Origin of the sequence: Serinicoccus kebangsaanensis (assembly GCF_008919445.1) — a bacterium.
GTDB classification, from domain to species: Bacteria; Actinomycetota; Actinomycetes; order Actinomycetales; family Dermatophilaceae; genus Ornithinicoccus; species Ornithinicoccus kebangsaanensis.
In genome coordinates, this window is sequence record NZ_VSLG01000007.1 from 89,734 (window position 1) to 116,073 (window position 26,340).

General features: G+C 72.8%; 26 protein-coding genes. 6 read left to right on the top strand and 20 right to left on the bottom strand.

Annotation, left to right across the window (positions count from 1 at the left end):
• Positions 1-180: 180 nt before the first annotated feature.
• The 3 genes from FXF60_RS09445 to ku all read right to left on the bottom strand — a co-directional run bounded on the left by FXF60_RS09445 (position 181) and on the right by ku (position 4,873).
• Positions 181-2,706 carry an ATP-dependent Clp protease ATP-binding subunit gene (locus tag FXF60_RS09445; RefSeq protein ID WP_151525715.1) on the bottom strand — a complete coding sequence of 842 codons (2,526 nt, stop codon included), beginning with the start codon at positions 2,704-2,706 and terminating at the stop codon, positions 181-183.
• Positions 2,707-2,917: 211 nt separating this feature from the next.
• On the bottom strand, positions 2,918-3,829 hold the full coding sequence (locus FXF60_RS09450) for a DUF559 domain-containing protein (RefSeq protein WP_151525716.1): 912 nt from the start codon (positions 3,827-3,829) through the stop codon (positions 2,918-2,920).
• Between the two features lie 138 nt (positions 3,830-3,967).
• Complete coding sequence (ku, locus tag FXF60_RS09455; RefSeq protein WP_151525717.1) at positions 3,968-4,873, bottom strand: non-homologous end joining protein Ku; 906 nt, start codon at positions 4,871-4,873, stop codon at positions 3,968-3,970.
• A gap of 18 nt (positions 4,874-4,891) precedes the next feature.
• Here ku and ligD (FXF60_RS09460) point away from each other — a divergent pair, with 18 nt between their 5' ends.
• Together ligD (FXF60_RS09460) and ligD (FXF60_RS09465) are read left to right on the top strand one after the other, a co-directional pair.
• Positions 4,892-5,878: a non-homologous end-joining DNA ligase gene (gene ligD / locus FXF60_RS09460; protein ID WP_151525718.1), complete on the top strand. Its 987-nt coding sequence runs from the start codon at positions 4,892-4,894 to the stop codon at positions 5,876-5,878.
• Positions 5,875-6,723, top strand: coding sequence for a non-homologous end-joining DNA ligase (gene ligD, locus FXF60_RS09465; protein ID WP_151525719.1), 849 nt, complete (start codon positions 5,875-5,877; stop codon positions 6,721-6,723). Before ligD (FXF60_RS09460) ends, ligD (FXF60_RS09465) begins: the two co-directional genes overlap by 4 nt.
• A 101-nt stretch (positions 6,724-6,824) precedes the next feature.
• Here the strand turns inward: ligD (FXF60_RS09465) and FXF60_RS09470 are convergent, their stop codons facing one another.
• The 8 genes from FXF60_RS09470 to FXF60_RS09505 form a co-directional block, all read right to left on the bottom strand.
• Positions 6,825-7,157 carry a histone-like nucleoid-structuring protein Lsr2 gene (locus FXF60_RS09470; protein WP_151525720.1) on the bottom strand — a complete coding sequence of 111 codons (333 nt, stop codon included), beginning with the start codon at positions 7,155-7,157 and terminating at the stop codon, positions 6,825-6,827.
• 167 nt (positions 7,158-7,324) lie between these two features.
• Positions 7,325-7,525: a hypothetical protein gene (locus FXF60_RS09475; RefSeq protein WP_151525721.1), complete on the bottom strand. Its 201-nt coding sequence runs from the start codon at positions 7,523-7,525 to the stop codon at positions 7,325-7,327.
• A complete protein-coding gene (lysS, locus tag FXF60_RS09480; protein WP_238335791.1) occupies positions 7,525-9,027 on the bottom strand; it encodes a lysine--tRNA ligase in 1,503 nt (500 codons plus the stop codon). The genes FXF60_RS09475 and lysS overlap by 1 nt, the downstream gene beginning before the upstream one ends.
• Before the next feature lie 71 nt (positions 9,028-9,098).
• Positions 9,099-9,602, bottom strand: a complete 504-nt coding sequence (locus tag FXF60_RS09485; protein ID WP_151525722.1) for a methylated-DNA--[protein]-cysteine S-methyltransferase — start codon at positions 9,600-9,602, stop codon at positions 9,099-9,101.
• Entirely contained in the window at positions 9,599-11,215 is a 1,617-nt protein-coding gene (locus tag FXF60_RS09490) for a DNA-3-methyladenine glycosylase 2 family protein (RefSeq protein ID WP_238335792.1), read from the bottom strand. Before FXF60_RS09490 ends, FXF60_RS09485 begins: the two co-directional genes overlap by 4 nt.
• 49 nt (positions 11,216-11,264) lie before the next feature.
• Positions 11,265-12,389 (bottom strand): calcium/sodium antiporter, encoded by a 1,125-nt coding sequence (locus FXF60_RS09495; protein ID WP_151525723.1) that lies wholly within the window; start codon positions 12,387-12,389, stop codon positions 11,265-11,267.
• 56 nt (positions 12,390-12,445) lie between these two features.
• On the bottom strand, positions 12,446-12,928 hold the full coding sequence (locus FXF60_RS16835; protein WP_238335793.1) for a nitroreductase family deazaflavin-dependent oxidoreductase: 483 nt from the start codon (positions 12,926-12,928) through the stop codon (positions 12,446-12,448).
• Positions 12,925-13,635, bottom strand: a complete 711-nt coding sequence (locus FXF60_RS09505) for a DUF4386 domain-containing protein (protein ID WP_151525724.1) — start codon at positions 13,633-13,635, stop codon at positions 12,925-12,927. The genes FXF60_RS16835 and FXF60_RS09505 overlap by 4 nt, the downstream gene beginning before the upstream one ends.
• A 94-nt stretch (positions 13,636-13,729) precedes the next feature.
• Here FXF60_RS09505 and FXF60_RS09510 point away from each other — a divergent pair, with 94 nt between their 5' ends.
• From FXF60_RS09510 to FXF60_RS09520, 3 genes are read left to right on the top strand one after another with little or no spacing between them, the layout of a single operon-like run.
• Entirely contained in the window at positions 13,730-14,464 is a 735-nt protein-coding gene (locus FXF60_RS09510) for a TetR/AcrR family transcriptional regulator C-terminal domain-containing protein (protein WP_151525725.1), read from the top strand.
• Positions 14,461-15,528, top strand: a complete 1,068-nt coding sequence (locus tag FXF60_RS09515) for an SAM-dependent methyltransferase (RefSeq protein WP_192796681.1) — start codon at positions 14,461-14,463, stop codon at positions 15,526-15,528. The genes FXF60_RS09510 and FXF60_RS09515 overlap by 4 nt, the downstream gene beginning before the upstream one ends.
• Positions 15,529-15,537: 9 nt before the next feature.
• A complete protein-coding gene (locus tag FXF60_RS09520; protein WP_151525727.1) occupies positions 15,538-16,707 on the top strand; it encodes an NADH-quinone oxidoreductase subunit D in 1,170 nt (389 codons plus the stop codon).
• Between the two features lie 59 nt (positions 16,708-16,766).
• On the opposite strand, the gene FXF60_RS09525 is transcribed toward FXF60_RS09520, so the two are convergent.
• From FXF60_RS09525 to ftsH, 6 genes are read right to left on the bottom strand one after another with little or no spacing between them, the layout of a single operon-like run.
• Complete coding sequence (locus FXF60_RS09525; RefSeq protein ID WP_151525728.1) at positions 16,767-17,408, bottom strand: class I SAM-dependent methyltransferase; 642 nt, start codon at positions 17,406-17,408, stop codon at positions 16,767-16,769.
• 45 nt (positions 17,409-17,453) lie between these two features.
• Positions 17,454-17,954, bottom strand: coding sequence for a DUF3180 domain-containing protein (locus FXF60_RS09530; protein ID WP_151525729.1), 501 nt, complete (start codon positions 17,952-17,954; stop codon positions 17,454-17,456).
• Positions 17,951-18,889: a dihydroneopterin aldolase gene (folB, locus tag FXF60_RS09535; protein ID WP_151525730.1), complete on the bottom strand. Its 939-nt coding sequence runs from the start codon at positions 18,887-18,889 to the stop codon at positions 17,951-17,953. The genes FXF60_RS09530 and folB overlap by 4 nt, the downstream gene beginning before the upstream one ends.
• Complete coding sequence (folP, locus tag FXF60_RS09540; protein ID WP_151525774.1) at positions 18,886-19,701, bottom strand: dihydropteroate synthase; 816 nt, start codon at positions 19,699-19,701, stop codon at positions 18,886-18,888. The genes folB and folP overlap by 4 nt, the downstream gene beginning before the upstream one ends.
• A 34-nt stretch (positions 19,702-19,735) precedes the next feature.
• Positions 19,736-20,353, bottom strand: a complete 618-nt coding sequence (folE, locus tag FXF60_RS09545) for a GTP cyclohydrolase I FolE (RefSeq protein ID WP_151525731.1) — start codon at positions 20,351-20,353, stop codon at positions 19,736-19,738.
• Entirely contained in the window at positions 20,331-22,379 is a 2,049-nt protein-coding gene (gene ftsH / locus FXF60_RS09550) for an ATP-dependent zinc metalloprotease FtsH (RefSeq protein ID WP_437440858.1), read from the bottom strand. Before ftsH ends, folE begins: the two co-directional genes overlap by 23 nt.
• A gap of 288 nt (positions 22,380-22,667) precedes the next feature.
• Here ftsH and FXF60_RS09555 point away from each other — a divergent pair, with 288 nt between their 5' ends.
• Positions 22,668-23,495, top strand: a complete 828-nt coding sequence (locus FXF60_RS09555; protein WP_151525732.1) for an LLM class flavin-dependent oxidoreductase — start codon at positions 22,668-22,670, stop codon at positions 23,493-23,495.
• On the opposite strand, the gene hpt is transcribed toward FXF60_RS09555, so the two are convergent.
• The 3 genes from hpt to FXF60_RS09570 all read right to left on the bottom strand — a co-directional run bounded on the left by hpt (position 23,486) and on the right by FXF60_RS09570 (position 26,265).
• Entirely contained in the window at positions 23,486-24,037 is a 552-nt protein-coding gene (hpt, locus tag FXF60_RS09560; protein ID WP_151525733.1) for a hypoxanthine phosphoribosyltransferase, read from the bottom strand. The genes FXF60_RS09555 and hpt overlap by 10 nt on opposite strands.
• Before the next feature lie 83 nt (positions 24,038-24,120).
• Positions 24,121-25,119 (bottom strand): tRNA lysidine(34) synthetase TilS, encoded by a 999-nt coding sequence (gene tilS / locus FXF60_RS09565; protein WP_151525734.1) that lies wholly within the window; start codon positions 25,117-25,119, stop codon positions 24,121-24,123.
• 12 nt (positions 25,120-25,131) lie between these two features.
• A complete protein-coding gene (locus FXF60_RS09570) occupies positions 25,132-26,265 on the bottom strand; it encodes a zinc-dependent metalloprotease (RefSeq protein ID WP_151525735.1) in 1,134 nt (377 codons plus the stop codon).
• Positions 26,266-26,340: the final 75 nt, after the last annotated feature.

Genomic DNA, 26,340 nt, shown 5'->3' on the forward strand with positions numbered 1-26,340 from the left:
TTTTCACACGGATCTCGGGCGTCTCTGGGACCACGTGACGGCTGTGAACACAGGGAATCCGAGTGACCGCTGTGGGCCCACCATGAGCCCGGCGAGGGAGGGTGTGCCCGGCGGACACAGCACGGGCGGGGCGCTGCACTCGAGTGCCACGCCCCGCCCGGGTGCGAGGTATGCCTGCGCCTAGCCGGCCTGCTCCTCGACCGGCACCGTGTCCGGCACCTCGGCGGGCTTGTCCTGCCCGACGAAGGTGAAGACCTTGTCGCGGTTCTTGTCCTCGCCGACCGGGTCCTCGACATCCACGATGACGATCTGGCCGGTGCCCAGCTCGCCGAAGAGGATCTTCTCCGAGAGCTGGTCCTCGATCTCGCGCTGGATGGCGCGGCGCAGCGGCCGCGCACCCAGCACGGGGTCGTAGCCGCGCTTGGCCAGGAGCTCCTTGGCGGCCGAGGTGAGCTCGATCGCCATGTCCTTGTCCTTGAGCCGCTCGTCCAGGCGGGCGACCATCAGGTCCACGATCGAGACGATCTCCTCCGGCGTGAGCTGCGGGAAGACGATCGTGTCGTCGACGCGGTTGAGGAACTCGGGCCGGAAGTGCTGCTTGAGCTCGTCGGTGACCTTGTTCTTCATCCGGTCGTAGTCGCTGCGGGTCTCCGGTCCGGCCGAGAAGCCGAGCGAGACGCCCTTGGCGATGTCCCGGGTGCCCAGGTTGGTGGTCATGATGATGACGGTGTTCTTGAAGTCGACCACCCGGCCCTGGGAGTCGGTCAGGCGGCCGTCCTCCAGGATCTGCAGCAGGCTGTTGAAAATGTCCGGGTGCGCCTTCTCGATCTCGTCGAAGAGCACGACCGAGAACGGCTTGCGCCGCACCTTCTCAGTCAGCTGGCCACCCTCCTCGTAGCCCACGTAGCCGGGGGGCGAGCCGAACATGCGCGACACCGTGTGCTTCTCGGAGTACTCCGACATGTCCAGGGTGATGAGGCTGTCCTCGTCGCCGAAGAGGAACTCGGCCAGCGCCTTGGCCAGCTCGGTCTTGCCGACGCCGGTGGGGCCCGCGAAGATGAACGACCCGCCCGGTCGACGCGGGTCCTTCAGCCCGGCGCGGGTGCGCCGGATCGCCTGGGACAGCGCCTTGATGGCGTCGTTCATGCCGATGATCCGCTTGTGCAGCTCGTCCTCCATGTTGAGCAGCCTGGAGGACTCCTCCTCGCTCAGCTTGAAGACGGGGATCCCGGTGGCGGCGGCGAGGACCTCGGCGATCAGCTCCTCGTCGACCTCGGCGACGACGTCCATGTCACCGTTCTTCCACTCCTTCTCCCGCTCAGCGCGCGCCTGGGTGAGCTTGTGCTCCTCGTCGCGCAACCGGGCCGCCTTCTCGAAGTCCTGGCCGTCGATGGCCGACTCCTTCTCGCGCTTGGCGTGCGCGATCTTCTCGTCGAACTCGCGCAGGTCCGGCGGTGCGGTCATCCGGCGGATCCGCAACCGGGCGCCCGCCTCGTCGATCAGGTCGATCGCCTTGTCCGGAAGGAACCGGTCGTTGATGTAACGGTCGGCCATCGTGGCAGCACCCACCAGCGCCGCGTCGGTGATCGTCACCCGGTGGTGGGCCTCGTAGCGGTCGCGCAGGCCCTTGAGGATCTCGATGGCGTGCTTCAGCGTGGGCTCGGCCACCTGGATCGGCTGGAAGCGGCGCTCGAGGGCGGCGTCCTTCTCGATGTGCTTGCGGTACTCGTCCAGCGTCGTCGCACCGATGGTCTGCAGCTCACCGCGGGCCAGCATCGGCTTGAGGATGCTGGCGGCGTCGATCGCGCCCTCGGCCGCACCCGCACCCACGAGGGTGTGGATCTCGTCGATGAACAGGATGATGTCGCCGCGGGTGCGGATCTCCTTGAGCACCTTCTTCAGGCGCTCCTCGAAGTCACCGCGGTAGCGGGAGCCTGCCACCAGGGCGCCGAGGTCGAGCGTGTAGAGCTGCTTCTCCTTCAGCGTCTCCGGCACGTCGCCCCGGACGATGTCCTGGGCCAGTCCCTCCACGACGGCGGTCTTGCCGACGCCGGGCTCGCCGATGAGGACGGGGTTGTTCTTGGTCCGGCGGGACAGCACCTGCATGACCCGCTCGATCTCGGCCTCACGCCCGATCACCGGGTCGAGCTTGCCCTCGCGGGCGGCCTGCGTCAGGTTGCGGCCGAACTGGTCCAGCACGAGGGACCCGGACTGCTGGCCCTCCTGCTGGCTGCTGGCACCGACGCCGGCGGTCGCGGCCTCCTTGCCCTGGTAGCCGGACAGCAGCGTGATCACCTGCTGACGGACCCGGTTCAGGTCGGCGCCCAGCTTCACGAGGACCTGCGCCGCCACGCCCTCACCCTCGCGGATGAGGCCCAGCAGCAGGTGCTCGGTGCCGATGTAGTTGTGCCCCAGCTGCAGGCCCTCGCGCAGCGACAGCTCCAGGACCTTCTTGGCACGGGGGGTGAACGGGATGTGCCCCGTCGGGCTCTGCTGCCCCTGGCCGATGATCTCCTGCACCTGCTGGCGCACCGCGTCCAGCGAGATGTCCAGCGACTCCAGCGCCTTGGCCGCCACGCCCTCACCCTCGTGGATCAGGCCCAGCAGCAGGTGCTCGGTGCCGATGTAGTTGTGGTTGAGCATGCGCGCCTCTTCCTGCGCGAGCACCACCACACGTCGAGCCCGGTCGGTGAACCGTTCGAACATGCTCTTCTCCTCCACTGTGGGCTGCTGCCCACTCTACGTGCGTCTGATCCAAGTCAACGCCGAGATCCATCGCCGATGTTCCGTGTTCGCCCCCGGCGGAATGCCGTCCCCGCCGTCGCGTCCGACGTGCAGGATCGGGCATACCCGGCGCATCGTGCGGGACGTGCCGGTGTGGTGCACGTCCGGAGCGACCGGTATGCCCCTGGTGTCCTCAGCGCAGCCGCGCGAGCATGCGCGGCGGGGCCGGCACCGGGCGCCCGTCGCGAGCACGTCGCCACGACCTCAGCGCCCAACGCACGAAGTCCGGCTGGAGCATGACGTCCTCCCAGGTGAACCGCAGCACCGTCCACCCGAAGACGACCATCTCGGTGTAGCGCCGGACATCCTTCCGGAACCCTCGCCTCGTGCCGTGGACCTCATAGCCGTCCGCCTCGACCACGAGCCTGCGGGAGGCGTCGACGAGGTCGGCCATGGCCCACAGGCCATGATCGACCACCTGCTCCTGAGCGACGACGTCCAGCCCTTCGTCCAGACAGATCGCGCGCAGCACCGACTCGAAGGGGTTGGCGGCGCGACCGTCGGCGACCCGGGCGATCCGGCGTAGCTGCACGGCCCCGGATCCCCGGGCACCAGCCGCCGCCACGGCCAGCTGCTGCTTCCCCACCTGGCCTGCCCGCAGCGCCGAGTCCGCCACCGCGAGTGCCTCGTCGAAGGGCAGGTCCCGCGCACAGTCGACGACCGTCCGCAGGTGGCTGGTGACACCGGAGCCGCTCTCGCCCTCCTCCAGCCTTCGCCACCGCACGTGGTGGTCCCGCTGGTCCGACGCGGACACCTTGCGGTTGCGCGGGACGATGATCTCCGGTCGGTCGGGCTCGTGCTTGACCGGCCACCCGTGGTGCACCGCTGCGCTCCGGTGCGACAGCACCCCGCTCATCCGATAGGCCGCGACGGCGTGCGTCTCCACCGAGGCGAGGTGGTAGCGGCCGCGACGCCCGCGCACCAGCCGTCCGTCCCTCACGGCCTGCGTGAGGTCCCGCCATCGCGCACCAGCGCGCCTCAGCTCACGCGTGGTCGCCAGCCCGCCGCGCTGCGCGATGAGCGTGGCAGGATCCGGGGCGGGCATACCGCAGCCTGACCCGAATCCCGAGCCGCGCGCAGAACCTGTCCACAGGGGGTGCGCCGGACGTGCACGAGCGGGCATACAAGCCGCGTCGTGCGGGAGGCACCGGCGAGGTGCACGTCCGGAGCGACCGGTATGCCCTCAGCCGGCCTTCTTGGTGGTCGACCGCTTCGACGTCTTCTTGGCCGCCGGCTTCTTCGCCGACGACTTCTTCGTGCTCGACGCCTTCGCCTCGGAGGAGTCGCCGTCCTCCCCGCGGCCCTTCTTCGCCCGGTCCACCGATCGCTGCAGCGCCGCCAGCAGGTCGACGACCTCGCCCGAGTCGGCCTCGTCCTCCTCGTCCGGGCTCTCGGTCACCTCGCCGCCGCTGATCTTCTTCTCCACCAGGGCGTCCACGGCCTCCTTGAAGTCGTCCACGTGACCCTCGGGCTCGAAGTCTCCGGACATCGAGTCGACGAGCATCCGGGCCATCGAGACCTCGGCCTTCTTCGGCTCGCTCACCTCGTCCAGGTGGTCCAGCTGGTCGGAGGCGCGGATCTCGTCCGGCCACAGCAGGGTCTGCATGACGATGGCGTCGTCGTCGTCCCGCACGCGCAGCACGGCCATCGTCATCCGGCTGCGCACCGAGACCGTGACGACGGCGACGCGGTCCGACTCGCGCAGCGCCTCCCGGAGCAGGCCGTAGGCCTTGGCCCCCATCGCGTCCGGCTCCAGGAAGTAGGCCTTGTCGAACAGGATCGGGTCGATCTGCTCCCGGGGGACGAAGCTCTCGACCGTGATCTCCTTGCTGCTCCGGTTGGGCAGGGCGGCCAGGTCGTCCTCGGTGAGGACGACCGTCTTGCCGTCGTCGGTCTCGTAGGCTTTGGCGATGTCCTTGTAGGCCACCTCCTCGCCGTCGGCCTGCGCCACGCGCTTGTAGCGGATGCGGCTGCCGTCGGACTCACGCACCTGGTGGAACTTCAGGTCGTGGTTCTCGGTCGCCGAGTAGAGCCGCACGGGCACGTTGACCAGCCCGAACGACACGGCACCCTTCCAGATCGCTCTCACGCACCCCAGGATGGACCCATGCGCCCCATGCTCGCCACTCCGGGCCGGCCGCAGGCCGGGCCGCCGACGGGTCCGTCGTGGGTGCACGAGATCAAGTGGGACGGCATCCGGCTGCTCGCGGACGTCCACGACGGACGGCTGCGGCTGCACACCCGTGGCGAGCGCGACATCGCGGTCGCCTTCCCCGAGCTGGCCGGCCTGGCCGACGTCGCGCAGGACCTGCTGCTGGACGGTGAGGCGGTCGTGCTGGTCGACGGTCACCCGTCCTTCGGCAACGTCGTGGAGCGGGTGCACACCTCCACCGCGGCCGCGGCGCAGCGGCTCGCCGCCGCGCGACCGGCGACCTACGTCGCCTTCGACCTGCTCCGCCTGGACGGGCTGGACCTGACCTCGCTGCCGTGGACCGCCCGCCGGGCCGCGCTCGAGGACCTGCTGGACGGCGTGGCCGCCACGCAGCTCTCCCCCGTCTTCGACGACGGCGCGATGCTGCTCGCCGCGACCCGCGAGCAGGAGCTCGAGGGCGTGGTGAGCAAGCGCCGGGCCTCGGCATACCGCGCCGGTCAGCGCAGCGCGGACTGGGTGAAGTTCCCGCACCGCGACCGGCGCTCGGTGGTGATCGGTGGCTGGCGCCCCGAGACCGGCCGGCAGAGCAGACTGGGCGCGGTGCACGTGGGGCTCCCCGTCCCCGGACCGGACGGTATGCCGTTGCTCAGGCCGGACGGGACGATGCTGCTGCGCTACCGCGGCCGGGTGGGCAGCGGCCTGGCCGGCCGGGCCGGTGAACAGCTGCGGCAGCTGCTCGCCGGCGTGGCGGAGGTCGACTACCCGTTCGACGCACCGATCCCCGCGGTCGAGGCGCGGGGGTCCTCCTGGGTCGAGCCGCGCGTCGTGATCGACGTGGCCTCGCTCGGGCTCGGCTCGCAGGACAGGCTGCGCCAGCCGTCCTTCCACGGGGTGCGGGCGGACCTGTCGCCCGCGGACCTGCTGCCGGAGGGCCCGGCGTGAGCAGCCAGCAGGTCAGCGTCGCGGGTCGCACCCTCAAGGTGAGCAACCTGGACAAGGTCCTCTACCCCGCCACCGGCACCACCAAGGGCGAGGTCCTGAACTACTACGTCACCCAGGCCGACCGCATCCTCCCCGAGCTGGCCGACCGACCGGTCACCCGCATCCGCTGGCCCGAGGGCGTGGCGCAGGCGCACTTCTTCGAGAAGAACCTCCCCTCCGGCGCACCCGCGTGGCTGCCGCGGGTGGTGGTCCCGACGCCGGGCTCGTCGCGTGGGCACACCCACCTGACCTTCCCGCTGGTCACCGATCTGGCGGCGCTCGTCTACCTGGTGAACCTCGGCAGCCTGGAGCTGCACGTCCCCCAGTGGCGGATCGACGACGAGGGCGTCCCGCAGCACCCGGACCGGTTGGTCGTCGACCTGGACCCCGGGCCCGGCGCCGGCCTGGCCGAGTGCTCCCGCGTCGCCCTCATGGTGCGCGACCGGCTGGCGGCCGTCGGCCTCGAGGCACGTGCGGTGACCAGCGGGTCCAAGGGGATGCAGCTGTATGCCGACCTCGAGGGCACGCGGACCTCGGACGAGGTCAGCGCGGTCACCAAGGCACTGGCCGAGAGCCTCGCGGAGCAGCACCCGGACCTGGTCACGGCCCGGATGACCAAGGCGGTGCGGCCTGGCAAGGTCTTCCTGGACTGGAGCCAGAACAACGGGGCGAAGACCACGATCTGCCCCTGGTCGCTGCGCGGTCGGGAGCGCCCCCAGGTCGCCTCCCCCCGCGAGTGGGACGACGTGGCGGCCGCCGCGTCCGGGGAGCTCGAGCTCACCCAGGTGCTCATCGACGAGGTCTGAGACCCCCGCGGGTGCGCGGTCCGCAGGCAACGGCACGGGGCCGGCGCCTCCGAGCTGTCGGAGGCGCCGGCCCCGTGCCGACCGATGTGGGTGTCGAGCCTCTAGTTGGCCGCGGCGTAGGCGTCCTGGAGCTCGCGGGAGACGCGCCCCCGAGAGCTGACCTTGTAGCCGTTCTCCCGGCCCCACTCACGAACCTTGGCGAGCTCGTCGCTGCGCCCGCTGCTCGAGGAGGAACCCCGACGGCGCGTCTGCCGACGACCGCCGGCGCGCCGCGCCTGCCCGATCCAGCTGGCGAGGTCCTCACGCAGCTTCGCCGCGTTCTCGTCGCTCAGGTCGATCTCGTAATGCACCCCGTCCAAGGCGAACTCCACGGTCTGGTTCGCTTCCCCACCACTGAGATCATCCACCAGGATGACCTGCACTCGCTGTGCCATTTCTTCTCCTTTTCGAGACCATCGCCGCTACAGGAAGCGGCGCGCCAGAATGATAGCGCTTTTCCCTGCGACCGGGAAACCGGTTCTCAATGGTGGTGCAGGTCACAGAACAATCACGAAGATTCTGCCGGCGACCCGGGATCGACACCGCTGTGCGCCGCGTCGAGTCACGGCGTGGGCTCGTGCGGAGCCGACTCCTCAGCGGCGTCCTGCCGGCCGTCCTCGGCCAGCTCGGCTGCCCGGAGGGCGGCGCGCTCGCGGCGGTCTCCCTCGACCATGTGCTTCATGACGACGTAGAACAGGTAGAGCAGCCCCGCGGACGGGAGCAGCGCCGCCAGGATCATCCACCCCTCGTGCAGCCAGCCCATCAGGCCTCCGGCTTGAGGAAGGGAAAGAGGATGGTCTCCCGGATGCCCTTGCCGGTCAGCAGCATGAGCACACGGTCCAGGCCCATCCCCAGACCACCCATCGGGGGCGCGGCATACTCCAGCGCTCGCAGGAAGTCCTCGTCCAGCTGCATCGCGTCGGCGTCGCCGCCGGCCGCGAGCAGCGACTGCTCGGTCAGCCGCGCCCGCTGGATCTCCGGGTCGACCAGCTCGGAGAAGGCGGTCCCCCGCTCGACCCCACCGATGACGAGGTCCCACGCCTCGATCAGGCCCGGCGTCTCGCGGTGCGGCCGGGCCAGCGGCTGGGCGATCGCGGGATAGTCGCAGACGAAGGTCGGCTGGACGAGCGTCGGCTCGACGACGTCGCCGAAGATCTCCATCGCGATCTTGTCCGCGCCCCACCCCGGGGCGACGGGCACGTCGAGCGCGGCCGCGAGCTCGGCCAGCTCCTCCACGGACGAGTGCACGCCGACGGGTCGTCCGACCGCGTCCGACAGACCCTCGTAGAAGGGCAGCCAACGCCATTCCGCGTCGAGGTCGATGACACCCGCAGGGCTCTCGAGGGTGCGGCCACCCAGCTCGTCGGCGGCCGCCAGGATCATTCGCCGCATGAGATCGGCCATGGTGAACTGATCACCGTAGGCCTGGTAGCACTCCAGCATGGTGAATTCCGGGGAATGGGTGGAGTCAATGCCTTCGTTGCGGAATATCCGACCGATCTCGTAGACCCGGTCCACACCGCCGACGACGGCCCGCTTGAGATAGAGCTCCAGCGCGATGCGCATCGACATCGGAAGGTCGAAGGCATTCAGGTGGGTGTTGAAGGGCCGGGCGTTGGCTCCGCCGTGGATCGCCTGGAGGACCGGGGTCTCGACCTCGAGGTAGCCGTCCGCCTCGAGGACGCGGCGCAGCGCCCGGGTCATCGCCGCACGGTCCGCCACCATCTGCCGGGCCTCGTCGCGCACGATCAGGTCGACGTAGCGCTGGCGGACCCGCTGCTCCTCGGACAGGTCCTTGTGCAGCACCGGGAGCGGCCGCAGCGCCTTGGCGGCCATCTCCCACCTGCTCGCCATGACGGACAGCTCGCCGCGTCGTGAGCTGATCACCCGACCCTCGACGAAGACGTGGTCCCCCAGGTCCACCCAGCTCTTCCACCGGTCCAGCGACTCCTGCCCGACCTCGGCCAGCGAGATCATGGCCTGCAACCGGGTGCCGTCACCGGCCTGCAACGAGGCGAAGCAGAGCTTGCCGGTGTTGCGGACGAAGACCACGCGACCGGCGACCCCGACCACGTCCTGCGTCTCCTCACCGGTCTCGAGGCCGCCCCACTGCTCCCGCACCTGCGGCAGCGTGTGGGTGACCGGCAGGTGCACGGGGTAGGGGTCGACCCCGGCGTCCAGCATGGCCTGGCGCTTGCCCTGGCGGACCGCGATCTGCTCGGGCAGGTCGGTCTCGGGGACGGTCAGGGCACGGGGATCGCTCACCCTCCCAGCGTAGTCGGCCGCAGACGCCGGCCCGGCACCGTGTGGGTCCGGGTGCCGGGCCGGCCGCCTGGTCAGGAGAAGAGGGACGGGGCGGTGGCCCGGCTCTCCAGGTCGAGCAACGCCTGCTTGCGCTGGACTCCGCCGCCGTAGCCGGTGATGTCCCCGCTGCTGCCGATCACCCGGTGGCAGGGCACGACGATGGAGATCGGGTTGCGCCCGTTGGCCAGCCCGACCGCCCGCGAGGCTCCCGGCTGCCCCAGGGCCTGTGCCAGCTGGCCGTAGGACCAGGTCTGGCCGTAGGGGATCGTGCGCAGCAGGTCCCAGACGCGGCGCTGGAAGTCGGTGCCGACCGACGCCAGCGGCAGGTCGAAGTCGGTGCGCACCCCGGCGAAGTAGTCGGCGAGCTGACGCGAGGCCTGGACCAGCACGTCGGGCGCCTCGCCCTCGCCGACCTCCTCGCCGAGGTCGTCCGGCGCGTGCCGGTGCTCGGTGAAGTAGACGCCGGTCAGGTGCTCCCCGTCGCTGGTCAGACGGAGCGGTCCGAGCGGCGAGTCGATCATCAGGTGGACGGTCATGCTGTCTCCTCGGGTTGTCGGGTATGCCGGGCACGACGTGTGCTCGGCGTGCCGGAGGCGGGTCGGTCGGCCGGGAGGTCGGCCGCGGCATGGTCGGAGGCCGCCCAGAGCAGGGCGGCGGCGTAGCCGCGCCAGGGGGTCCAGCGGGTGGCGTGCGCGACGAGGTCACGTCCGGACGGCAGCCCCAGCCTCGCCGCGGTGCTGGCGATGCCGAGGTCGGTCGCGGGGAAGGCGTCCGGGTCCCCCAGGCCGCGCAGCAGCACCATCTCTGCGGTCCAGGGCCCGACGCCGGGGAGGGTCAGCAGGCGCTCGCGCGCCTGCTGCCAGTCCGCCCCGGGACCGAGGTCCAGGTCCCCGGCGGCGAGGACGGCCGCCACGGTCCGCAGCGTCCGCCGACGTGAGGCGGGCATGCCCGGGAGGGCGTCCTCGGCGGCGTCGACGATCTGCGCCGACGTGGGGAACAGGTGCGTGACCGTGCCGGACAGCGGCTCCGGGAGCGGCGCGCCGAGCGCCTGCACGAGCCGCCCGGTCAGGGTGCCGGCGGCCACGGTCGACACCTGCTGGCTGAGGACGACCCGCAGCGCCAGCTCCTCGGGGTCGGGGGTCCCGGGCAGCCGCACCCCGGGATGCGTCGCGACCACCGCCGTCAGGGCGGGGTCGCCGGCGAGGTGGTCGTCCACGGCGGCCGGGTCGGCGTCCAGGTCCAGCAGCCGCCGGCACCGCTCGATCGCCGCGCCCAGGTCACCCACGTCGGTGAGCCTGAGGGTGAGGTGCACGTGGCGCTCGTCGGCGGCGCCCGGCTGCAGCTCGATCACCGCGGGTCCGGCGGGGAGCCGCACGGAGCGGACCAGGGCGCCGTCCACCCAGGACTCCACGCCGGGCACGGCGGTCGCGGCCAGGTGCCCGAACAGGCTGGGCACGTGCAACGGGGCCCGGAACGGCAGCCGGAGCGACAAGGTGGTGGGAGCGCCCGGGGGCACCCCGGCGCGGAGCAGGTCCGGCGTCGACGCCGGGCCGCCGTGGCGCGCTCCCGCACCCCGCGCCCCGGACCGGAGCGCGGACGGCGTGACGGCATACACGTCCTGTACCGTGGCGTTGAACGACCGGATGCTGGAGAAGCCGGCAGCGTGGGCGATCTCCGCCATGCTCAGCGTCGTGCCCTCCACCAGCAGCCGCGCGGCCTGGGCGCGCTGCGCGCGGGCCAGGGCGAGCGGACCCGCCCCGAGCTCGGCCCGCACCAGCCGCTCGAGCTGCCGGGTGCTGTAGCCCAGCTGCGCGGCGAGACCGCCCACCCCCTCCCGGTCCACGACGCCGTCGGCGATCAGGCGCACCGCCCGGGCCACCACGTCGCCGCGCACGTGCCACAGGGGAGAGCCGGGTGTGGCATCCGGCAGGCACCGCTTGCAGGCACGGAACCCCGCTCCCTGCGCCGCGGCGGCACTGGGGTAGAAGCGCATGTTGCGCACCTTCGGCGTGATCGCCGGGCAGCTGGGGCGGCAGTAGATCCTCGTGCTGAGGACGCCGGTCACGAACCACCCGTCGAACCGGGGGTCCTTGCTGCGCACGAGCGCCGCGCAGCGGTCGTGGTCGAGGTGGATGGCCGAGGTGCTCACATCTCCATGGTGCGGCACCGGCGGCCGGGGATCTAGCAGAAAAACGACATCACGGCACGGGCTCCCCGGCGGACACCCGGTCCCGGACCCGACGTCGCTCGGCGAGGACGCCCATCTCGAAGGTCGTGGTGACGAGCAGCGTCAGGGCCACGAGCGGGAGGACGAAGAGGACCATCACCAGCTCGAAGCCCTGCAGCGCCTCGTGCCGGGTGGCGTTGAGGACGACGAAGGCGGTGTAGGCGGCATAGAGCAGGACGAACAGCCCGCCCTCCCACCGCGCCACCGAGAAGCCGGTGAAGACGACCGGAGCCAGCGCCACGGCGGTGGCGATCATGAAGGGGATGTCGAGGGCGATGGCGGGATGCGGCACGGGCAGACCACCCGAGGAGATGATCGCCGGGACCCCGAGGACCAGCCCGATGTTGGCGATGCAGCTCCCGACGACATTGCCCACGGCGAGGTCGCGCTGCCCGCGTGCTGCCGCGATGACCGAGGCCGCCAGCTCCGGCAGCGAGGTGCCGACGGCCACCACGGTCAGGCCCACCACCAGGCTGCTGATGCCCAGTCCCTCGGCGATGTTGACCGCACCCGTGACCAGGAGGTTGGCCCCGACGACCAGCAGGGCGACACCGCCCAGCACGAGGGCCAGGGCGAGCGGCACACCCATCGGCTCGCCGTCCCGCGGCGCCGGCGCGCGGCGCTTGCGCAGCTCCCGACGGTGCGCGCGTCGGCTCACCACGACGGTGACCACGGTGTGGGCGACCATCGCCCCGAGCAGCAGCAACCCCTCCAGGGTGGAGATCTGACCGTCGTGGGCCACGAGCAGCAGGGCGACCGACAGGCCCACCATGACCGGCACGTCGATCTTGATCAGCTGCTCGCGGACGGCCAGGGGGAGCACGAGGGCGGCGATGCCGAGGATGAGCAGCACGTTGGCGATGTTGGAGCCGACGACGTTGCCGACCGCGAGATCGGGCTGGCCGTCGAGCACCGCCCCCACGGTGACCGCCAGCTCCGGGGCGGACGTCGCCACGGAGACGACCGTCAGGCCCACGACCAGGGGGCTGATGCCCAACCGGGCGGCCAGGTTGCTCGCCCCGCGCACGAGCAGCTCCCCACCGCCCACGAGCAGGACCAGGCCACCGAGGATGCGGGCGAGATCGAGAAGGTCCACGACGGCACCCTACGGCCTCGGCTCGGCCGAGCCGGCGCCACCTGGACGGGCGCCGCTCACCCCTCGACGCGCAGCAGCAGCGCCTCCCGGACGCCGAGCACCCGCATGGCCAGCAGGTCCCCGACCCCCGCCCGGGCGGACACCGTGCCGGCCGGGACCACGTCGTCCGGGCCAGCGGTCACGGCATACCGCCGGCCGTCGAGCTCCAGCTCGGCACGACCGGCGGCGAGGATGTTGCGGACCCAGTCGGTGCCCGGCCCGTAGGGCAGCATCACCGCGAAACCGTCGGGGACGCGGGTCGCTCCCACCGGTGTCGCGTAGGCACGCCCGCTCACCCGTCCGGTGTGCCGCACCACGGCCCAGGGCGCGCCCGGCTGTCCGGCGGTCCGCAGGTTGCGCGGGTTCATGCTGCGTCGCTGCCAGGCCAGCAGCGGGCCGAGCAGGCGCGGGTCCCGCGTGCGGAACCCCCGCACCAGCGCCGCGGTGCCGAGCGCCCCGGCCCCCACGGCCACCACGGCGAGGCGGCGGGAGGTGCTCATCGGCGACCACCGCGCGTGAGCAGCCAGCCGGCGAGGACGAGCTCTCCCACGGCGGCGCAGGCCGACACCACCGGGACCAGGCCGGTGGCGAGCGCGGCATCGGCTCCGAGGGCGGTGCGGACCACCCCGTCCACCGCGTAGGCCGTGGCGCCCAGACCCAGCAGCAGACCCAGCCAGGTCGGCAGCTGCGGGGCCCCGACGAAGGCCGCCGCCAGCACGGCCAGGTGGGTGGCGAAGACCACGAGACCGAGCCGCCAGCAGGCGCTGAAGGCGGACGCGGCGAGCACGGCGGCCGGGGCGTCCCCGGTTGACGACGAGGCGGTCTCGACCGCCACCAGCAGCAGGGCGATCGCGACGACGAAGACCGCGACGTAGACCAGCCGCAGGGTGACCACGAGCGTGGCGAGCCCGGGGGCCGGCGTCGCCAGCACCCGCCCCAGCCCCCAGGCGACGACGACGTCGAGCACGGCGACGGTCAGGAGTCCGAGCACCCCGAGGCGCAACGCCGCCTCCTGCGCCGTGAGGGCCTGGGCGACGGCGGGGGCCTCCCCGGTCAGGGCCGACTGCACGACGAGGTTGGCCGGGATCGCCACCAGTGCCATGAGCAGCAGCGCCGCCCCCGTGACGACGGCTGCCCGACGCCCGGGAGGCCGCTGGTCCACGGCTGCGGTGGCGTCGGAGGCGGTGGTGCTGCGCGAGAGGGTCATGGGTTCGTCCTTTCTCTCGCACGATCATGGCAGAATGTTGTTTATCTTGTAAACACCATCTTTCCTCTAGGCTGCCGAGCGAAAGGAGACCGGCATGCCACGCACCCGCGCCGGCCGTGCGCCGCTGACCCGCGACCGGGTGGTGGCCGCGGCCTCGGACGTCGCCGATGCCGTCGGGACGCAGCGGCTGACGATGCGCCTGGTGGCCGACCGGCTCGACGTGGAGGCGATGGCCCTCTACCGCCACGTGGCGGACAAGGACGACCTGCTCGACGCCCTGGCCGAGCGCGTCCTGGACCGGCTCAACGACGCGGCGGCGCAGCTGCCGGGGCCGGCGCCCGGGACGCCGTGGACCGCCGTGGCGCGGGAGCGGGTGCTCGTCGCCCGGGAGGTGCTCCTCCGGCACCCGTGGGCCCCGCGCCTGGTGCACGAGCGGGGGACCATGGGGCCGGCGACCCTGCGCTGGTTCGACGACCTGAGCGCGGTGCTCTTCACTGGGGGGTGCTCGGCGGACCTCGTGCACCACGCGATGCACGCCCTCGGCACCAGGGCGATCGGCTACAACGCCGAGCTGCTCGACGTCACCCCCACCGGCGCGGAGCAGGACGGCGAGGAGATGCTCTCGGCGATGTCGGCCATGTCCGAGACCTATCCCGCGATCACCCGGATGGTCGCCGAGATCGCGCACGACGCCTCCACCACCCTCGGATGGTGCGACGACCAGGCCGAGTTCGAGTTCGGCCTCGACATCCTGCTGGAGGGCATCGAGCGGCGCCGCGCGGCCGGCGGGGACGGCCCGCCGTCGGGCGCCACGGGGCTGTCCCCGTGACCCGGGCGGTGCCGTCACGCGGCGCCCGGGCGGCACCACGGGACTGGGACGAGGCGTGGCAGGAGGCGCTCTACGGTCCGGCCGGCTTCTACCGCCGCTCCGCGCCGGCGGCCCACTTCGCCACCTCGGCCCAGGGCATACCCGGATCCGGGCGGGTGCTGGCCGAGGCGATCGCCGGCCTGTGCGCGCGGCACGGATGCCGCACCGTCCTGGAAGTGGGTGCCGGACGGGGCGAGCTGCTGGGCCGGCTGCGCGAGGTCGACCCACGGCTGCGGCTCGTCGGCGTCGACGTGGTCCAGCGCCCGGAACAGGCACCGGTCGACGACTGGCTGGTCTCGCCCGGCGGCGGTCGGTTGCCGGAGGGGCTGCGCGACCTGCGGCAGACGCTCGTCCTCGCCCACGAGTGGCTCGACGTGGTGCCGTGCCCGGTGGTGCAGCGGGACGAGCAGCAGGTATGGCGTGCGGTCCAGGTGTCGGCAGCGGCGGACGGGACCTGGCGCGAGAGCACCGGCGCACCCCTGTCGGGGCCGATGCTCGACTGGACGCGGCGGTGGCTCGGGCCGCAGGTGCAGCGGGCGGAGGTCGGCCTCTCCCGCGACCTGGCCCTCGCCGACCTGCTGGGCCGGGTCCGGTCCGGGCTGGTGGTCGCCGTCGACTACGGCCACACGGGCACCGAGCGGCCACCGCGGGGGACGCTGACCGGCTTCCGCGACGGCCGCGAGGTGGAGCCCGTGCCGGACGGCAGCTGCGACCTCACCGCGCACGTCGCCGTCGACGCGCTGGCCGCGTCCGCAGCCGCTCACCTCTCCCCGACCGGACCGGCCTCCGGGGAGGTGCCGACGACCCACCCCGCGGTCCGCCTCGCCACCCAGCGGGACCTGCTGCGCGACCTCCTCGGCGACCCGTCGACCCCCGTGCCGCACGACCTCGCGCGGCGGGACCCCCGGGCATACCTGGGCGCGGTGGCCCGCCGTGCGGCGCTGCAGGCGGTGACCAGCGGCACCCTCGGCGACTTCTGGTGGCTGATGGTCGCGGTCGACGGCGCGGGCAGTGCCGGGGCATAGGGTGGCCGGGTGAGCAGCCGTGACGTCGACGTGACCCTGGGCGCCGCGGGCGTCGGCGGCCTCTCGACCACCGAGATGGTGCTGAACATCGGGCCCCAGCACCCGGCGACCCACGGGGTGCTCCGACTGCGCATCACGGCGGACGGCGAGCGGATCACCGCGGCCGAGCCGGTCATCGGCTACATGCACCGGGGGGCGGAGAAGCTGTTCGAGGTGCGCGACTACCGGCAGATCATGGTGCTGGCCAACCGGCACGACTGGCTGTCCGCCTTCAACAACGAGGTCGGCGTCGCGCTCACCGTCGAGCACCTGCTGGAGATGGAGGTCCCGGAGCGGGCCACCTGGGCGCGCACGCTGCTGTGCGAGCTGGGCCGGGTGCTCAACCACCTGATGTTCCTCGGCTCCTACCCGCACGAGCTCGGGGCGATCACGCCGATGTTCTACTCCTTCCGGGAGCGGGAGGAGATCCAGGCCGTCATGGAGGAGTACTCCGGCGGGCGGATGCACTTCATGGCGACCCGCGTGGGCGGGTTGCTGCACGACCTGCCGGAGGGCTGGTTGGACCGGGTGGACGCGGCCGTGTCCACGGTGCGCTCCCGCCTCCCCGACCTGACCGGGCTGGTCCTGGGCAACGAGATCCTCCAGGGCCGCACCCGTGGGATCGGGGTGCTCGACCTCGACACGGTGCTGGCCTACGGCGTCTCCGGCCCCATCGCCCGCGCCTCCGGACTGGACGTCGACCTGCGCCGGGACGAGCCCTACCTCGCCTACGGCGAGCTGTTCGGCGAGGACGGGCCGGGGCGGGTCGTCACCCGGGAGGCGGGTGACTGCTACGCGCGGCTGGACGTCCTGGTCGAGCAGATCCAGGTGAGCCTCGACCTCGTCGAGGCCTGCACGGCGAGGCTGCGCGACCTCGGCCCGGGGCCGATCAGCAGCCGGCTGCCGAAGAAGCTCAAGGTGCCCGCCGGCGAGCACTACTGCGCCAGCGAGAACCCGCTCGGTCTCAACGGCTACTACCTGGTCAGCCGGGGCGACACGGTGCCGCACCGCCTCAAGCTGCGCTCCGCGTCGTTCAACAACGTGCAGGTGCTGCGCGAGATGCTGCCCGGGACGGTGGTCGCCGACATGGTCGCGATCCTGGGCTCGATGTTCTTCGTCGTCGGCGACATCGACAAGTAGCCGGACGTGGACCTCGCGTCCTGGTGCCGTCCCCCAGGAACCGAGGTCCATCTCGGTGGTCAGGCCCGCAGGACGCTCACGCAGAAGACGGCGTCGTCGCGCCAGGGCCGCAGGTCCCACGTCGCGAAACGGTGCTCGAGCCGCAGCCCGGCCCGCTGTGCGGCGTCGTCCAGGTCGGCCGGGGTGAATCCCCGGACCACCCGGCACCCGACGACCAGGAAGCCGTCGTCGCGCAGGTGGTCCCGCAGCCGCGCGACGACCGTGGCGCGATGCCGCTCGGCCACGAAGTCCATGACGTTCCCCGCGACCAGCGCCCCGTCGAACGGCTCGGGCTGGCCGAGCGCGGCCAGGTCGAGGGCGGCCAGGTCACCGACCAGCCAGGTCGCCCCGGGGTGGTCCTGGCGCGCGGCCCGGACCAGCGCCGGGTCGATGTCGACACCGACGACCTCGTGGCCCAGGCGGGCCAGGTGGCCGCCGTGCCGGCCGGGCCCGCACCCCGCGTCCAGCAGCCGGGCCCCGCGAGGCGCCAGCACGTCCACCAGCCGGGACTCGCCCTCCAGGTCCTGCCCTCCGGCCGCCATCGCCCGGAACCGGTCGACGTACCACCGCGAGTGCTCCGGGTCCTCGAGCCCGGGCCACAGGGTGGTGTCCCGTGACCCCTGCGTCGGCTCGATCGGGACGTGCGGGTCGCGCTCGCTCATGCCGGTCACTGTAGGTCGCCCGCGCCAGCGCCGGCCCGACCGGCGTCAGCCGTAGGCCAGGTCCCCGTCGGCGACGCCGTCGTCATCGTCGTCGTGCTCGGTCGGGGGGATCCGGCACCAGTCCTGCCCGACGTAGCCCGCCACGGACAGCACCAGGGCCGCCACCGCGTGCACCACGCCCCACACCAGCTGCACCCGCTCGCTGGCCACGTCCGCGTTCGGCAGGTGGACCAGCGCGTTCGCGGCATACCACCCGAGCAGGGCGGCGCCACCCAGCGCCGCGGCCTGGGCACCCACGACCGTGCCGCGACCCCGCTGCGGGCTGGGTCGCAGGGTCCCCCTGCCGAGCAGGTAGCGCCGGATCTGCCAGCACATGACCAGCACCAGCAGGGTCACCGCCACGAGCGGCACCAGGCCGATCCAGGAGATCACCGGGTAGCCGCCGCCGAGCGAGCGCACCACCTGGAGCAGCAACCAGCTGGCCATGCCGGCCAGCACCGCCACGATCGCGCCGGTCCCGACGCGCACCCCGTCCACGCCCCTCATCGGGCCTCCTCGACCGGCCGGACGTCCTGCTCCTGGACCGAGGGTATGAGCTCGCGCACCGGCACCACCCGGTCGCCGACCCGCAGGGTCGCCGCGGCGTCGACCTCGGCCCAGGGCACGAGGACGAAAGCACGCTCGTGGCTGCGCGGGTGCGGCAGCAGCAGCGCCGGATCCTCGCTCACCACGTCGGTCCCGGACGCGGGGTCGCCGTACTGCACCAGGTCCAGGTCGAGGGTGCGGGCACCCCACCGCGCCTCACGGGTCCGACCGAAGTCGTCCTCAAGGCGGTGCAGGGCGGCCAGCAGGGACGACGGCGACCGGCTCGTGCGCGCGAGCGCCACGGCGTTGACGTAGTCCGGCTGACCGGTGACCGCCTCGCCCCCGACCGGTGCGGTGACGAAGGTCCTGGAGGCCTGCAGGCGCCGCAGACCGGGCAGCCGTCGCAGCCGCTGGAGCGCCGCCCGCACGGTCGCTGCCGGCTCCTCCCCGTCGAGGCCGGCCAGGTTGGCGCCGAGCGCGATCACCACCGGGACGTCCGTGCGCCGGCGCACGACGACCGCCACGTCGCCGAAGGGCACGCCGACCGGCGCCTGCGGCTTGTGCACGGTCACCTCGACCGCCTCGACCAGCGGCCGGGCGAGCACGCGGGCGGCGATCTGCTCCGCGACGGTCTCGATCAGGTCTCGCGGCTCGCCACCCACCACGGCCACGACGTCCGCCGCGACCTCGCCGTAGTTCACGGTCCGGTCCAGGTCGTCGCTGGCGCCCGCGGGACCCAGGTCGAGGGTCATCGTGACGTCCACGACGAACTCCTGACCCTCCCGCCGCTCGTGCTCGAAGACCCCGTGGTGCCCCTGGGCGCGCACCCCGACGAGTCGGATCTCGTCGCCGCGCCGGTCGCGACGGCTCGGCCCGGTGGGCGTGGTGCCGCTCATCGTCCGGCCCCCTGGGTCAGCTGCCACACCGCGAGCGCGTCCCGGGTGGGCGGCACCTCGTGCACCCGCACCGCCCAGGCGCCTGCCTGCGCGGCGAGCAGGCTGGTGGCGGCGGTGGCGGCGTCCCGCTGCTCCGGCGGTGTCAGCTCGGCCCCGGGTGGCGCCACGCCGGGGCGGGAGGACAGCCGGCCCAGGAAGCGCTTGCGGGAGGTGCCGACCAGCACCGGCAGCCCCAGGGCGACGACCCGGTCCAGACCGGCCAGCAGGCTCCAGTTGTGGTCCGCGTCCTTGGAGAAGCCGAAGCCGGGGTCCAGCACCAGCTGCTCGGTCGCCACGCCCTGGTGCAGCAGCGCATCCACCCGGGCGGACAGCTCGCTGCACACCTCGGCGACCACGTCGTCGTAGTGATGGGTCGCCGTGGCGTCGGTCAGCAGCCCGCGCCAGTGCATGACGACGTAGCGGGCGCCGGTCGCGGCGATCATCGGGCCCATCCGTGCGTCGCCCAGGCCGCCGGACACGTCGTTGACGAGCGCGGCGCCCGCCTCGACGGCGGCCTCGGCCACACCGGCGCGCATCGTGTCGACGGAGACGGCATACCCGCGCTGCGCGAGGGCGGAGACGACGGGCAGCACCCGGTCCAGCTCCTCCTGCTCCGTCGGGCGCGTGCTGCCCGGCCGGGTGGACTCACCGCCGACGTCGACCAGCTCGGCGCCCTGCGCCACCAGCTCCTGCCCCCGCGCGACCGCGGCGTCCGCGTCCAACCAGCGGCCACCGTCGCTGAACGAGTCGGGGGTGACGTTGACCACCCCCATGATCGCGGTATGCGCAGCGCCGGGCACGTCGCTCCTATCGACCGGTGATCAGGCTCATCGCCTCGGCCCGGGTCGCCTGGTTGCGCAGCTGACCCCGGACCGTCGAGGTGATCGTCCGCGCCCCCGGCCGGCGCACCCCGCGCATCGACATGCACAGGTGCTCGGCCTCCACCACCACGAGCACGCCCCGCGGCGCCAGGTGGTCGACCAGGGCGTCCGCGACCTGCGTCGTGAGGCGTTCCTGGACCTGCGGGCGGCGGGCGTAGACGTCGACCAGGCGGGCCAGCTTGGACAGTCCCACGACGTGACCTCCCGGGCCAGGGATGTAGGCCACGTGCGCCGACCCGTGGAAGGGCACCAGGTGGTGCTCGCAGACGCTGTAGAGCTCGATGTCCTTGACCAGGATCATCTCGTCGTGGTCGACGTCGAAGGTGGTCCCCAGCACCTCGGACGGGTCCTGCCCCAGGCCGCCGAAGATCTCGGCGTAGGAGCGGGCCACCCGCGCGGGCGTGAGCTGCAGGCCGTCACGGTCGGGGTCCTCACCGACGGCGAGCAGGATCTCCCGCACCGCCGCCTCCACGCGGGCATGGTCGATGGTGCGCACCACGGGCGCCTCGCCCGCGTCGGCGTCAGGCGTGCCCGGGGTCGACATGGCCGCCCTCCGGCACCTGGACCACCTCGGCGGGCGGATTGTCGTCCTCGGTCTCGGTCAGCGGGTGGTGTCCGTTGGACATGGCCCGCTTCTCCGCGTCGGTCAGCACCGGGCCCGCCTCGTGGATGGTGCGGGCGTCCGAGGACAGCCAGACCGGCCGGACCGGGCGCTTGCGGATGTCCTGGAAGACCTCGGCGATCGCCTCGGCGTTGAGCGTCTCCTTCTCCAGCAGCTCGAGCACGAGCGCGTCGAGGATGTCGCGGTTGTCGTTGAGGGCGTGCCAGGCCTCGTCGTGGGCCGCCTCGATGAGCCGGCGCACCTCCTGGTCCACCACCCCCGCGAGGTTCTCGGAGTAGTCCCGCTCGTGCCCCATGTCGCGACCGAGGAAGACCTCGCCCCCGCCGCTGCCGAGCTTGACCGCCCCCACGCGCTCCGACATACCGAACTGGGTCACCATCTTGCGCGCCAGACCGGTGGCCTTCTCGATGTCGTTGGCGGCACCGGTGGTGGGGTCGTGGAAGACGAGCTCCTCCGCCACCCGGCCACCGAGGGCGTAGGCGAGCTGGTCCAGCAGCTCGTTGCGGGTCGTGGAGTACTTGTCGTCCGAGGGCAGCACCATCGTGTAGCCCAGGGCGCGGCCACGGGGCAGGATGGTCACCTTGCTCACCGGGTCGGTGTGGTTCATCGCCGCGGCGACCAGGGCGTGCCCGCCCTCGTGGTAGGCGGTGATCTTCTTCTCCTTGGCGCTCATCACCCGGGTGCGCTTCTGCGGCCCGGCCATGACGCGGTCGATCGCCTCGTCCAGGTCGCCGTCGATGATCACCTGCTGGTTCTTGCGCGCGGCCAGCAGCGCGGCCTCGTTGAGCACGTTGGCGAGGTCGGCACCGGAGAAGCCCGGCGTCCGGCGTGCCACGGCCATCAGGTCGACGCCGTCGTCCAGCGGCTTGCCCTTGCCGTGCACCTGCAGGATGTGCAGCCGGCCGAGCATGTCCGGCGCCTCGACCGCGATCTGCCGGTCGAACCGGCCGGGGCGCAGCAGGGCCGGGTCGAGGATGTCCGGGCGGTTGGTCGCCGCGATGAGGATGACGTTGGTCTTGACGTCGAAGCCGTCCATCTCGACGAGCAGCTGGTTCAGCGTCTGCTCCCGCTCGTCGTGGCCGCCGCCAAGGCCGGCGCCACGGTGACGGCCGACGGCGTCGATCTCGTCCACGAAGATGATGGCCGGGGCGTTCTCCTTCGCCTGCTCGAAGAGGTCACGCACCCGCGAGGCGCCGACACCGACGAACATCTCGACGAAGTCCGAGCCGGAGATCGAGTAGAACGGCACCCCGGCCTCGCCGGCCACGGCGCGGGCCAGCAAGGTCTTGCCGGTGCCGGGCGGGCCGTAGAGCAGCACGCCCTTGGGGATCTTGGCACCGACCTCGAGGAACTTCCGGGGCTCGGAGAGGAACTCCTTGATCTCGTGCAGCTCCTCGACCGCCTCGTCCGAGCCCGCCACGTCGGCGAAGGTGACCTTGGGCATGTCCTTGGTGGCGAGCTTGGCCTTGGACTTGCCGAACTGCGCCACGCCGCGGCCCCCGCCCTGCATCCGCGTCATCAGCCAGAGGAAGAGCGCGAGGATGAGCAGCAGCGGCAGGAAGTTGAGCAGCATCGAGACGAAGACGTTCTGCCGGGCCGGGTCGTCGGTCCACCGCTCCGAGGGCGGGTTCTCGTCCAGCGCGGCGATGACCTGCGGTCCTCGGGCGTCGACGTAGAAGGCCTGCACCTGGTCGGTCTCCCGGACCTCGTCGCTGGAGTAGGGCTCGGTCAGCGTGAGGTCGAGCCGGTCCGGTGTCACCACGGCCTCCGCGACCTGGCCGTCCTCGATGAGCTGCAGCGCGTCGGCCGTGTCGATGCGGCTGTACGGGCTCTGCGCCAGCAGGGAGTACCAGAGGATGCCCAGGCCCAGGAAGAGGAAGACCCACATCCACGGGCTGGGCTTGGGCCGCTGCTTGGACTTGGGCCTGTTGTTCGGGGCGGTGCTCATGTCAGTGACGTTCGGGGGGCGCACGGGACTCCCCCGGTCCTCCTGGTCGGTGATCCGGCAGTGGTTCTTCCTGCCGCTCAACGCGCGGCAGAAGGTCAGTGTTCCACCTCACCAGGGGCCTGCGCCCCACGGCACCCCCGCAGGGGACCCGTCCCGCCGGATTTCGACTGTGCTTTCCGTCGCCATGGCGAGAGAACCCGTCGTCGAATTCGAGAGGTCGAGGCGTCTGCTGCGGCCCTCCCCCGCCGTCCGACGCACGTGTCAGCGGTGGCGGCTAGGTTGGCCGGTATGACGCACATCGGGGTGATCTTCCCGCCCGACCAGCCGCCGGAGCGGCTCCGCGAGGTGGCGCAGGCGGCCGAGGCTGCCGGCCTGGACGAGCTGTGGCTCTGGGAGGACTGCTTCAAGGAGGCGGGCATCTCCGCGGCGTCCGCCGCCCTGGCCTGGACCTCACGGCTGCGGGTCGGGGTGGCGCTGCTGCCGGTGCCGCTGCGCAACGTCACCCTGACCGCGATGGAGGTCGCGACGCTGGCCCGCCTCTTCCCCGGACGTTTCCTGCCGGCCGTCGGGCACGGCGTCCTGGACTGGATGGGGCAGGCCGGGGCGCGGGTGGAGTCGCCGATGACCCTGCTCCGCGAGTACCTCCACGCGCTGCAGGCGCTCCTCGCCGGGGAGGAGGTGACCGTGTCCGGGCGCTACGTGCAGCTGGACTCCGTGGCCCTCGACTGGCCGCCGGAGCAGGTCCCGCCCGTCCTGGTCGGTGCCTACCGGCCGAAGACCCTGGCGCTGGCCGGCGAGCTGGGTGACGGCGTCGTCGTCGACCAGCCCGAGAACCTCCTGGACGCGGTCCCGCAGGTCCGCGCCGGGAGGGAGGCGAGCGGCCGGGGTGGAGAGCCCGAGGTGCTCGTCTTCGGGACGGTCACCCCGGAGACGGACGCCGAGGAGATCGCCGACCTCGTCCGCCGGCTCTCCCGGGGAGGCGCCCACCGGGTGGCGTTGACGGTGGTGCCGAGCCGCGGCGCGCCACCGGAGGGCGGACCCGCGCTGCTGGACGCGGTCCCCCTCCTGGGGCGGGCCGCCGAGCTGGTCAGGTCCGGGGCGGGCGCTCAGCTGTAGACGTGCGGGGCCAGGGTGCCGATGACCCGCAGGTTGCGGTACTTCTCGTCGTAGTCGAGTCCGTAGCCCACGACGAACTCGTCCGGGATGTCGAACCCGACGTAGCGCGTGTCGATCTCCACCTTCGCCGCCGTCGGCTTGCGCAGCAGGGTGCAGATCTCCAGGCTGGCCGGCCCCCGTGAGCGCAGGTTGGCGCTGATCCACGACAGGGTCAGACCGGAGTCGATGATGTCCTCGACGATGAGCACGTGGCGCCCGGTGATGTCGGTGTCGAGGTCCTTGAGGATCCGCACCACCCCGCTGCTCTTGGTGCCCGAGCCATAGCTCGACACGGCCATCCAGTCCATCTCCGCCGACCCCGGGAGGGCGCGCATGAAGTCGGCCATGACGAGGATCGCTCCCTTGAGCACGCCGATCAGCAGCACGTCCTTGTCGTGGTAGTCGGCCCACACCTGCTCGGCCAGCTCGGCCAGCCGTCCTTGGATGTCCTCCTCGGTGTACAGCACGGTGGCCAGGTCCTCACCCATGTGCTCGGCGTCCACGCAGCCTGCTCCTCATCGATCGTCCGGCGACTCGTCCGGCGCGACGGCTCCCCGCCGCGCCCTGCTCTACGGCCCCCATTCAACTACGCCTCGCGCCGCAGCCACACCCGGTCTCCGGCCCGCCCCGCGCGGACCCCGCCGGGCAGGTGCAGCGGGCCCTGCCCGGACCAGTCGGACACCAGCGCGTCGACGGCCAGGAGGTGCTCGCTGGACAGGTCCGTCCCCGGGCTGCCCGCCTCCCGCGCCAGCCGTCGCCACAGCCGGGTCCGCACGGCCGGGGCGAGCCGGCGCAGCGCGTGGACGTCCCACGGCTGATCCCCCATCTCCCGGTATGCCTGCTCCGCCAGGTCGTCGAGGGCGTCGGCGTCGCCGCGGAGCAGGTCGGCCGAGCGCGCCAGGTTGGCCACCAGGCCGGGGCCGAGCACGCTGTCGAGCTCGGTCAGCGCACGGCGCGCCCGCACCCGGGCGAAGTGCTCGTCCTGGTTGTGCGGGTCGGCGAACGGCGTGACCCCGAGCGCGTCGCAGCAGGCGGCCGTCTGGACCCGGGTGAGCCCCAGCAGAGGGCGGCCGAGGACGACGTCACCGGTCAGCACCCGGTGGTCCGGCATCCCGGCCAGGGAGCGCGCGCCGGACCCGCGCGCCAGGCCGAGCAGCACCTGCTCGGCCTGGTCGTCCCGCGTGTGGCCGAGCAGCACCGCGGCCGCCCCCAGCCGGTCCGCCCAGAAGGCGAGTGCGGCATACCTGGCCTCGCGCGCGTCGGCCTCCGGGCCGGCCGAGGTCGCCCGCACCCCGACCCGGGTCACCTCGACCGAGGCGCCGGCAGGCAGCAGCGACCGGCACCGGTCGGCCGCGACCTGCGCGACCTCGGCCGAGCCCGGCTGCAGGTCGTGGTCGACGACGACGGCCCCGACCCGCAGCCCCCGCCGCGGGCCCTCGAACCCGGTGGCCGCCGCCAGGGCGAGCGAGTCCGCACCCCCGGAGCAGGCCACCAGCACCAGGGCGTCGGGACCCAGCCCGGCCCGGTCGACCCAGCGACGGACGGCGACCCGTGCCGCCGCCACCGCAGGTGCCGGCCCCGGCATGCGACGTCGGCCTCAGCCGTGCACGCGGGCGACCCACGCCTGCGGGTCGGCGATCTCGGTGGGTCGGGGCAGGGTCTCCGGCGCGGTCCAGACCCGGTTGAAGCCGTCCACCCCCACCTGGTCCACGACCCCGCGCACGAAGGCCGCGCCGTCCTTGTACTGCCGCATCTTGGCCTCCATGCCCAGCAGGCGGCGCAGCACCTTGTCGACGTTGCCCGCCCCCTTGCGGCGCTCGGTGAAGCGCCGACGGATGTCCGCCACCGTCGGGATGACCTCCGGACCGACCTCGTCCATCACCACGTCCGCGTGCCCCTCGAGGAGGGACATGATCGCGGTCACCTCGGCCAGCTTCTCCCGCTGCTCCGGCGTGGCCACCACCTGGGTGATGTCCTGCTCGCCGCGGATCACGCCCGGCAGCGCGGACACGATCTCGGCCATCCGCTGCCCCAGCTCCTCCGGCTCCGGCATGACCCGCGCCCCCATGCCGCGCACCCGCTCGATCAGGTGCTCCCGCAGCCAGGGCACCGCCGTGAACTGCACCCGGTGGGTCTCCTCGTGGACCGCGACCCACAGCCGGAAGTCGCCCGGGTCGACCTCGAGCTCCCGCTCGGCCGCGAGGATGTTGGGGGCCACGAACATCAGCGCGGGCGTGCCCTGCGGCGCCAGGTCGTACTGCCCCAGGACCTTGGTGGAGATCCAGGACAGCAGCCCGGCCACCTCGGTGCCCGTCACCTTCGCCGAGATCGACTGCGAGGTGGCACCGAGCTCGGGCAGCTCCCGCCCGGCCCGCTCGGCGCGGGCGCGGTCGGCGACCCGCTTCTTGGCCACCACCTCGTCGAGGACGGGTGCCAGCATCGCCCCCATCGAGGCGGAGTTCGCCCGGATCCAGCCGGCACGGTCCACGACCAGCGCGTCCGGGGTACCCGGTGGCGTCGACAGCCGGGCGGTCCGCGCGACCGGGTCCACGGCCCGCGCGGCCGCGGACCGCAGGTCGGCCACGAGCCCGGCGATCTCAGCCCGGCTCGCCCTCGGCCCGGCCGGCGCCAGGCGGGACGCGGCAGCGGCCGCGAAGTCCCAGTCGACCAGCGCGCTGCCGCGCACCTCGTCCAGCGGCTCGTCGGCGGCCCGCGTCACGTCCTCGCTCATCCCCCGACGGTATGCCGTGGCCCGCCGCTGCGGCGACCCGGGCCGTCCGGCGGGCGACGGCGGGTGGTCACCCCG

What these genes read in the sequence shown, in the direction of transcription:
- FXF60_RS09445 (WP_151525715.1), bottom strand. Translation starts at nt 2,706, where the DNA reads ATGTTCGAACGGTTCACCGACCGGGCTCGACGTGTGGTGGTGCTCGCG.
- FXF60_RS09450 (WP_151525716.1), bottom strand. Translation starts at nt 3,829, where the DNA reads ATGCCCGCCCCGGATCCTGCCACGCTCATCGCGCAGCGCGGCGGGCTG.
- ligD (WP_151525718.1), top strand. Translation starts at nt 4,892, where the DNA reads ATGCGCCCCATGCTCGCCACTCCGGGCCGGCCGCAGGCCGGGCCGCCG.
- FXF60_RS09470 (WP_151525720.1), bottom strand. Translation starts at nt 7,157, where the DNA reads ATGGCACAGCGAGTGCAGGTCATCCTGGTGGATGATCTCAGTGGTGGG.
- FXF60_RS09475 (WP_151525721.1), bottom strand. Translation starts at nt 7,525, where the DNA reads ATGGGCTGGCTGCACGAGGGGTGGATGATCCTGGCGGCGCTGCTCCCG.
- FXF60_RS09485 (WP_151525722.1), bottom strand. Translation starts at nt 9,602, where the DNA reads ATGACCGTCCACCTGATGATCGACTCGCCGCTCGGACCGCTCCGTCTG.
- FXF60_RS16835 (WP_238335793.1), bottom strand. Translation starts at nt 12,928, where the DNA reads ATGAGCACCTCCCGCCGCCTCGCCGTGGTGGCCGTGGGGGCCGGGGCG.
- FXF60_RS09505 (WP_151525724.1), bottom strand. Translation starts at nt 13,635, where the DNA reads ATGACCCTCTCGCGCAGCACCACCGCCTCCGACGCCACCGCAGCCGTG.
- FXF60_RS09510 (WP_151525725.1), top strand. Translation starts at nt 13,730, where the DNA reads ATGCCACGCACCCGCGCCGGCCGTGCGCCGCTGACCCGCGACCGGGTG.
- FXF60_RS09525 (WP_151525728.1), bottom strand. Translation starts at nt 17,408, where the DNA reads ATGAGCGAGCGCGACCCGCACGTCCCGATCGAGCCGACGCAGGGGTCA.
- FXF60_RS09530 (WP_151525729.1), bottom strand. Translation starts at nt 17,954, where the DNA reads ATGAGGGGCGTGGACGGGGTGCGCGTCGGGACCGGCGCGATCGTGGCG.
- folB (WP_151525730.1), bottom strand. Translation starts at nt 18,889, where the DNA reads ATGAGCGGCACCACGCCCACCGGGCCGAGCCGTCGCGACCGGCGCGGC.
- folP (WP_151525774.1), bottom strand. Translation starts at nt 19,701, where the DNA reads ATGGGGGTGGTCAACGTCACCCCCGACTCGTTCAGCGACGGTGGCCGC.
- folE (WP_151525731.1), bottom strand. Translation starts at nt 20,353, where the DNA reads ATGTCGACCCCGGGCACGCCTGACGCCGACGCGGGCGAGGCGCCCGTG.
- ftsH (WP_437440858.1), bottom strand. Translation starts at nt 22,379, where the DNA reads ATGAGCACCGCCCCGAACAACAGGCCCAAGTCCAAGCAGCGGCCCAAG.
- FXF60_RS09555 (WP_151525732.1), top strand. Translation starts at nt 22,668, where the DNA reads ATGACGCACATCGGGGTGATCTTCCCGCCCGACCAGCCGCCGGAGCGG.
- tilS (WP_151525734.1), bottom strand. Translation starts at nt 25,119, where the DNA reads ATGCCGGGGCCGGCACCTGCGGTGGCGGCGGCACGGGTCGCCGTCCGT.
- FXF60_RS09570 (WP_151525735.1), bottom strand. Translation starts at nt 26,265, where the DNA reads ATGAGCGAGGACGTGACGCGGGCCGCCGACGAGCCGCTGGACGAGGTG.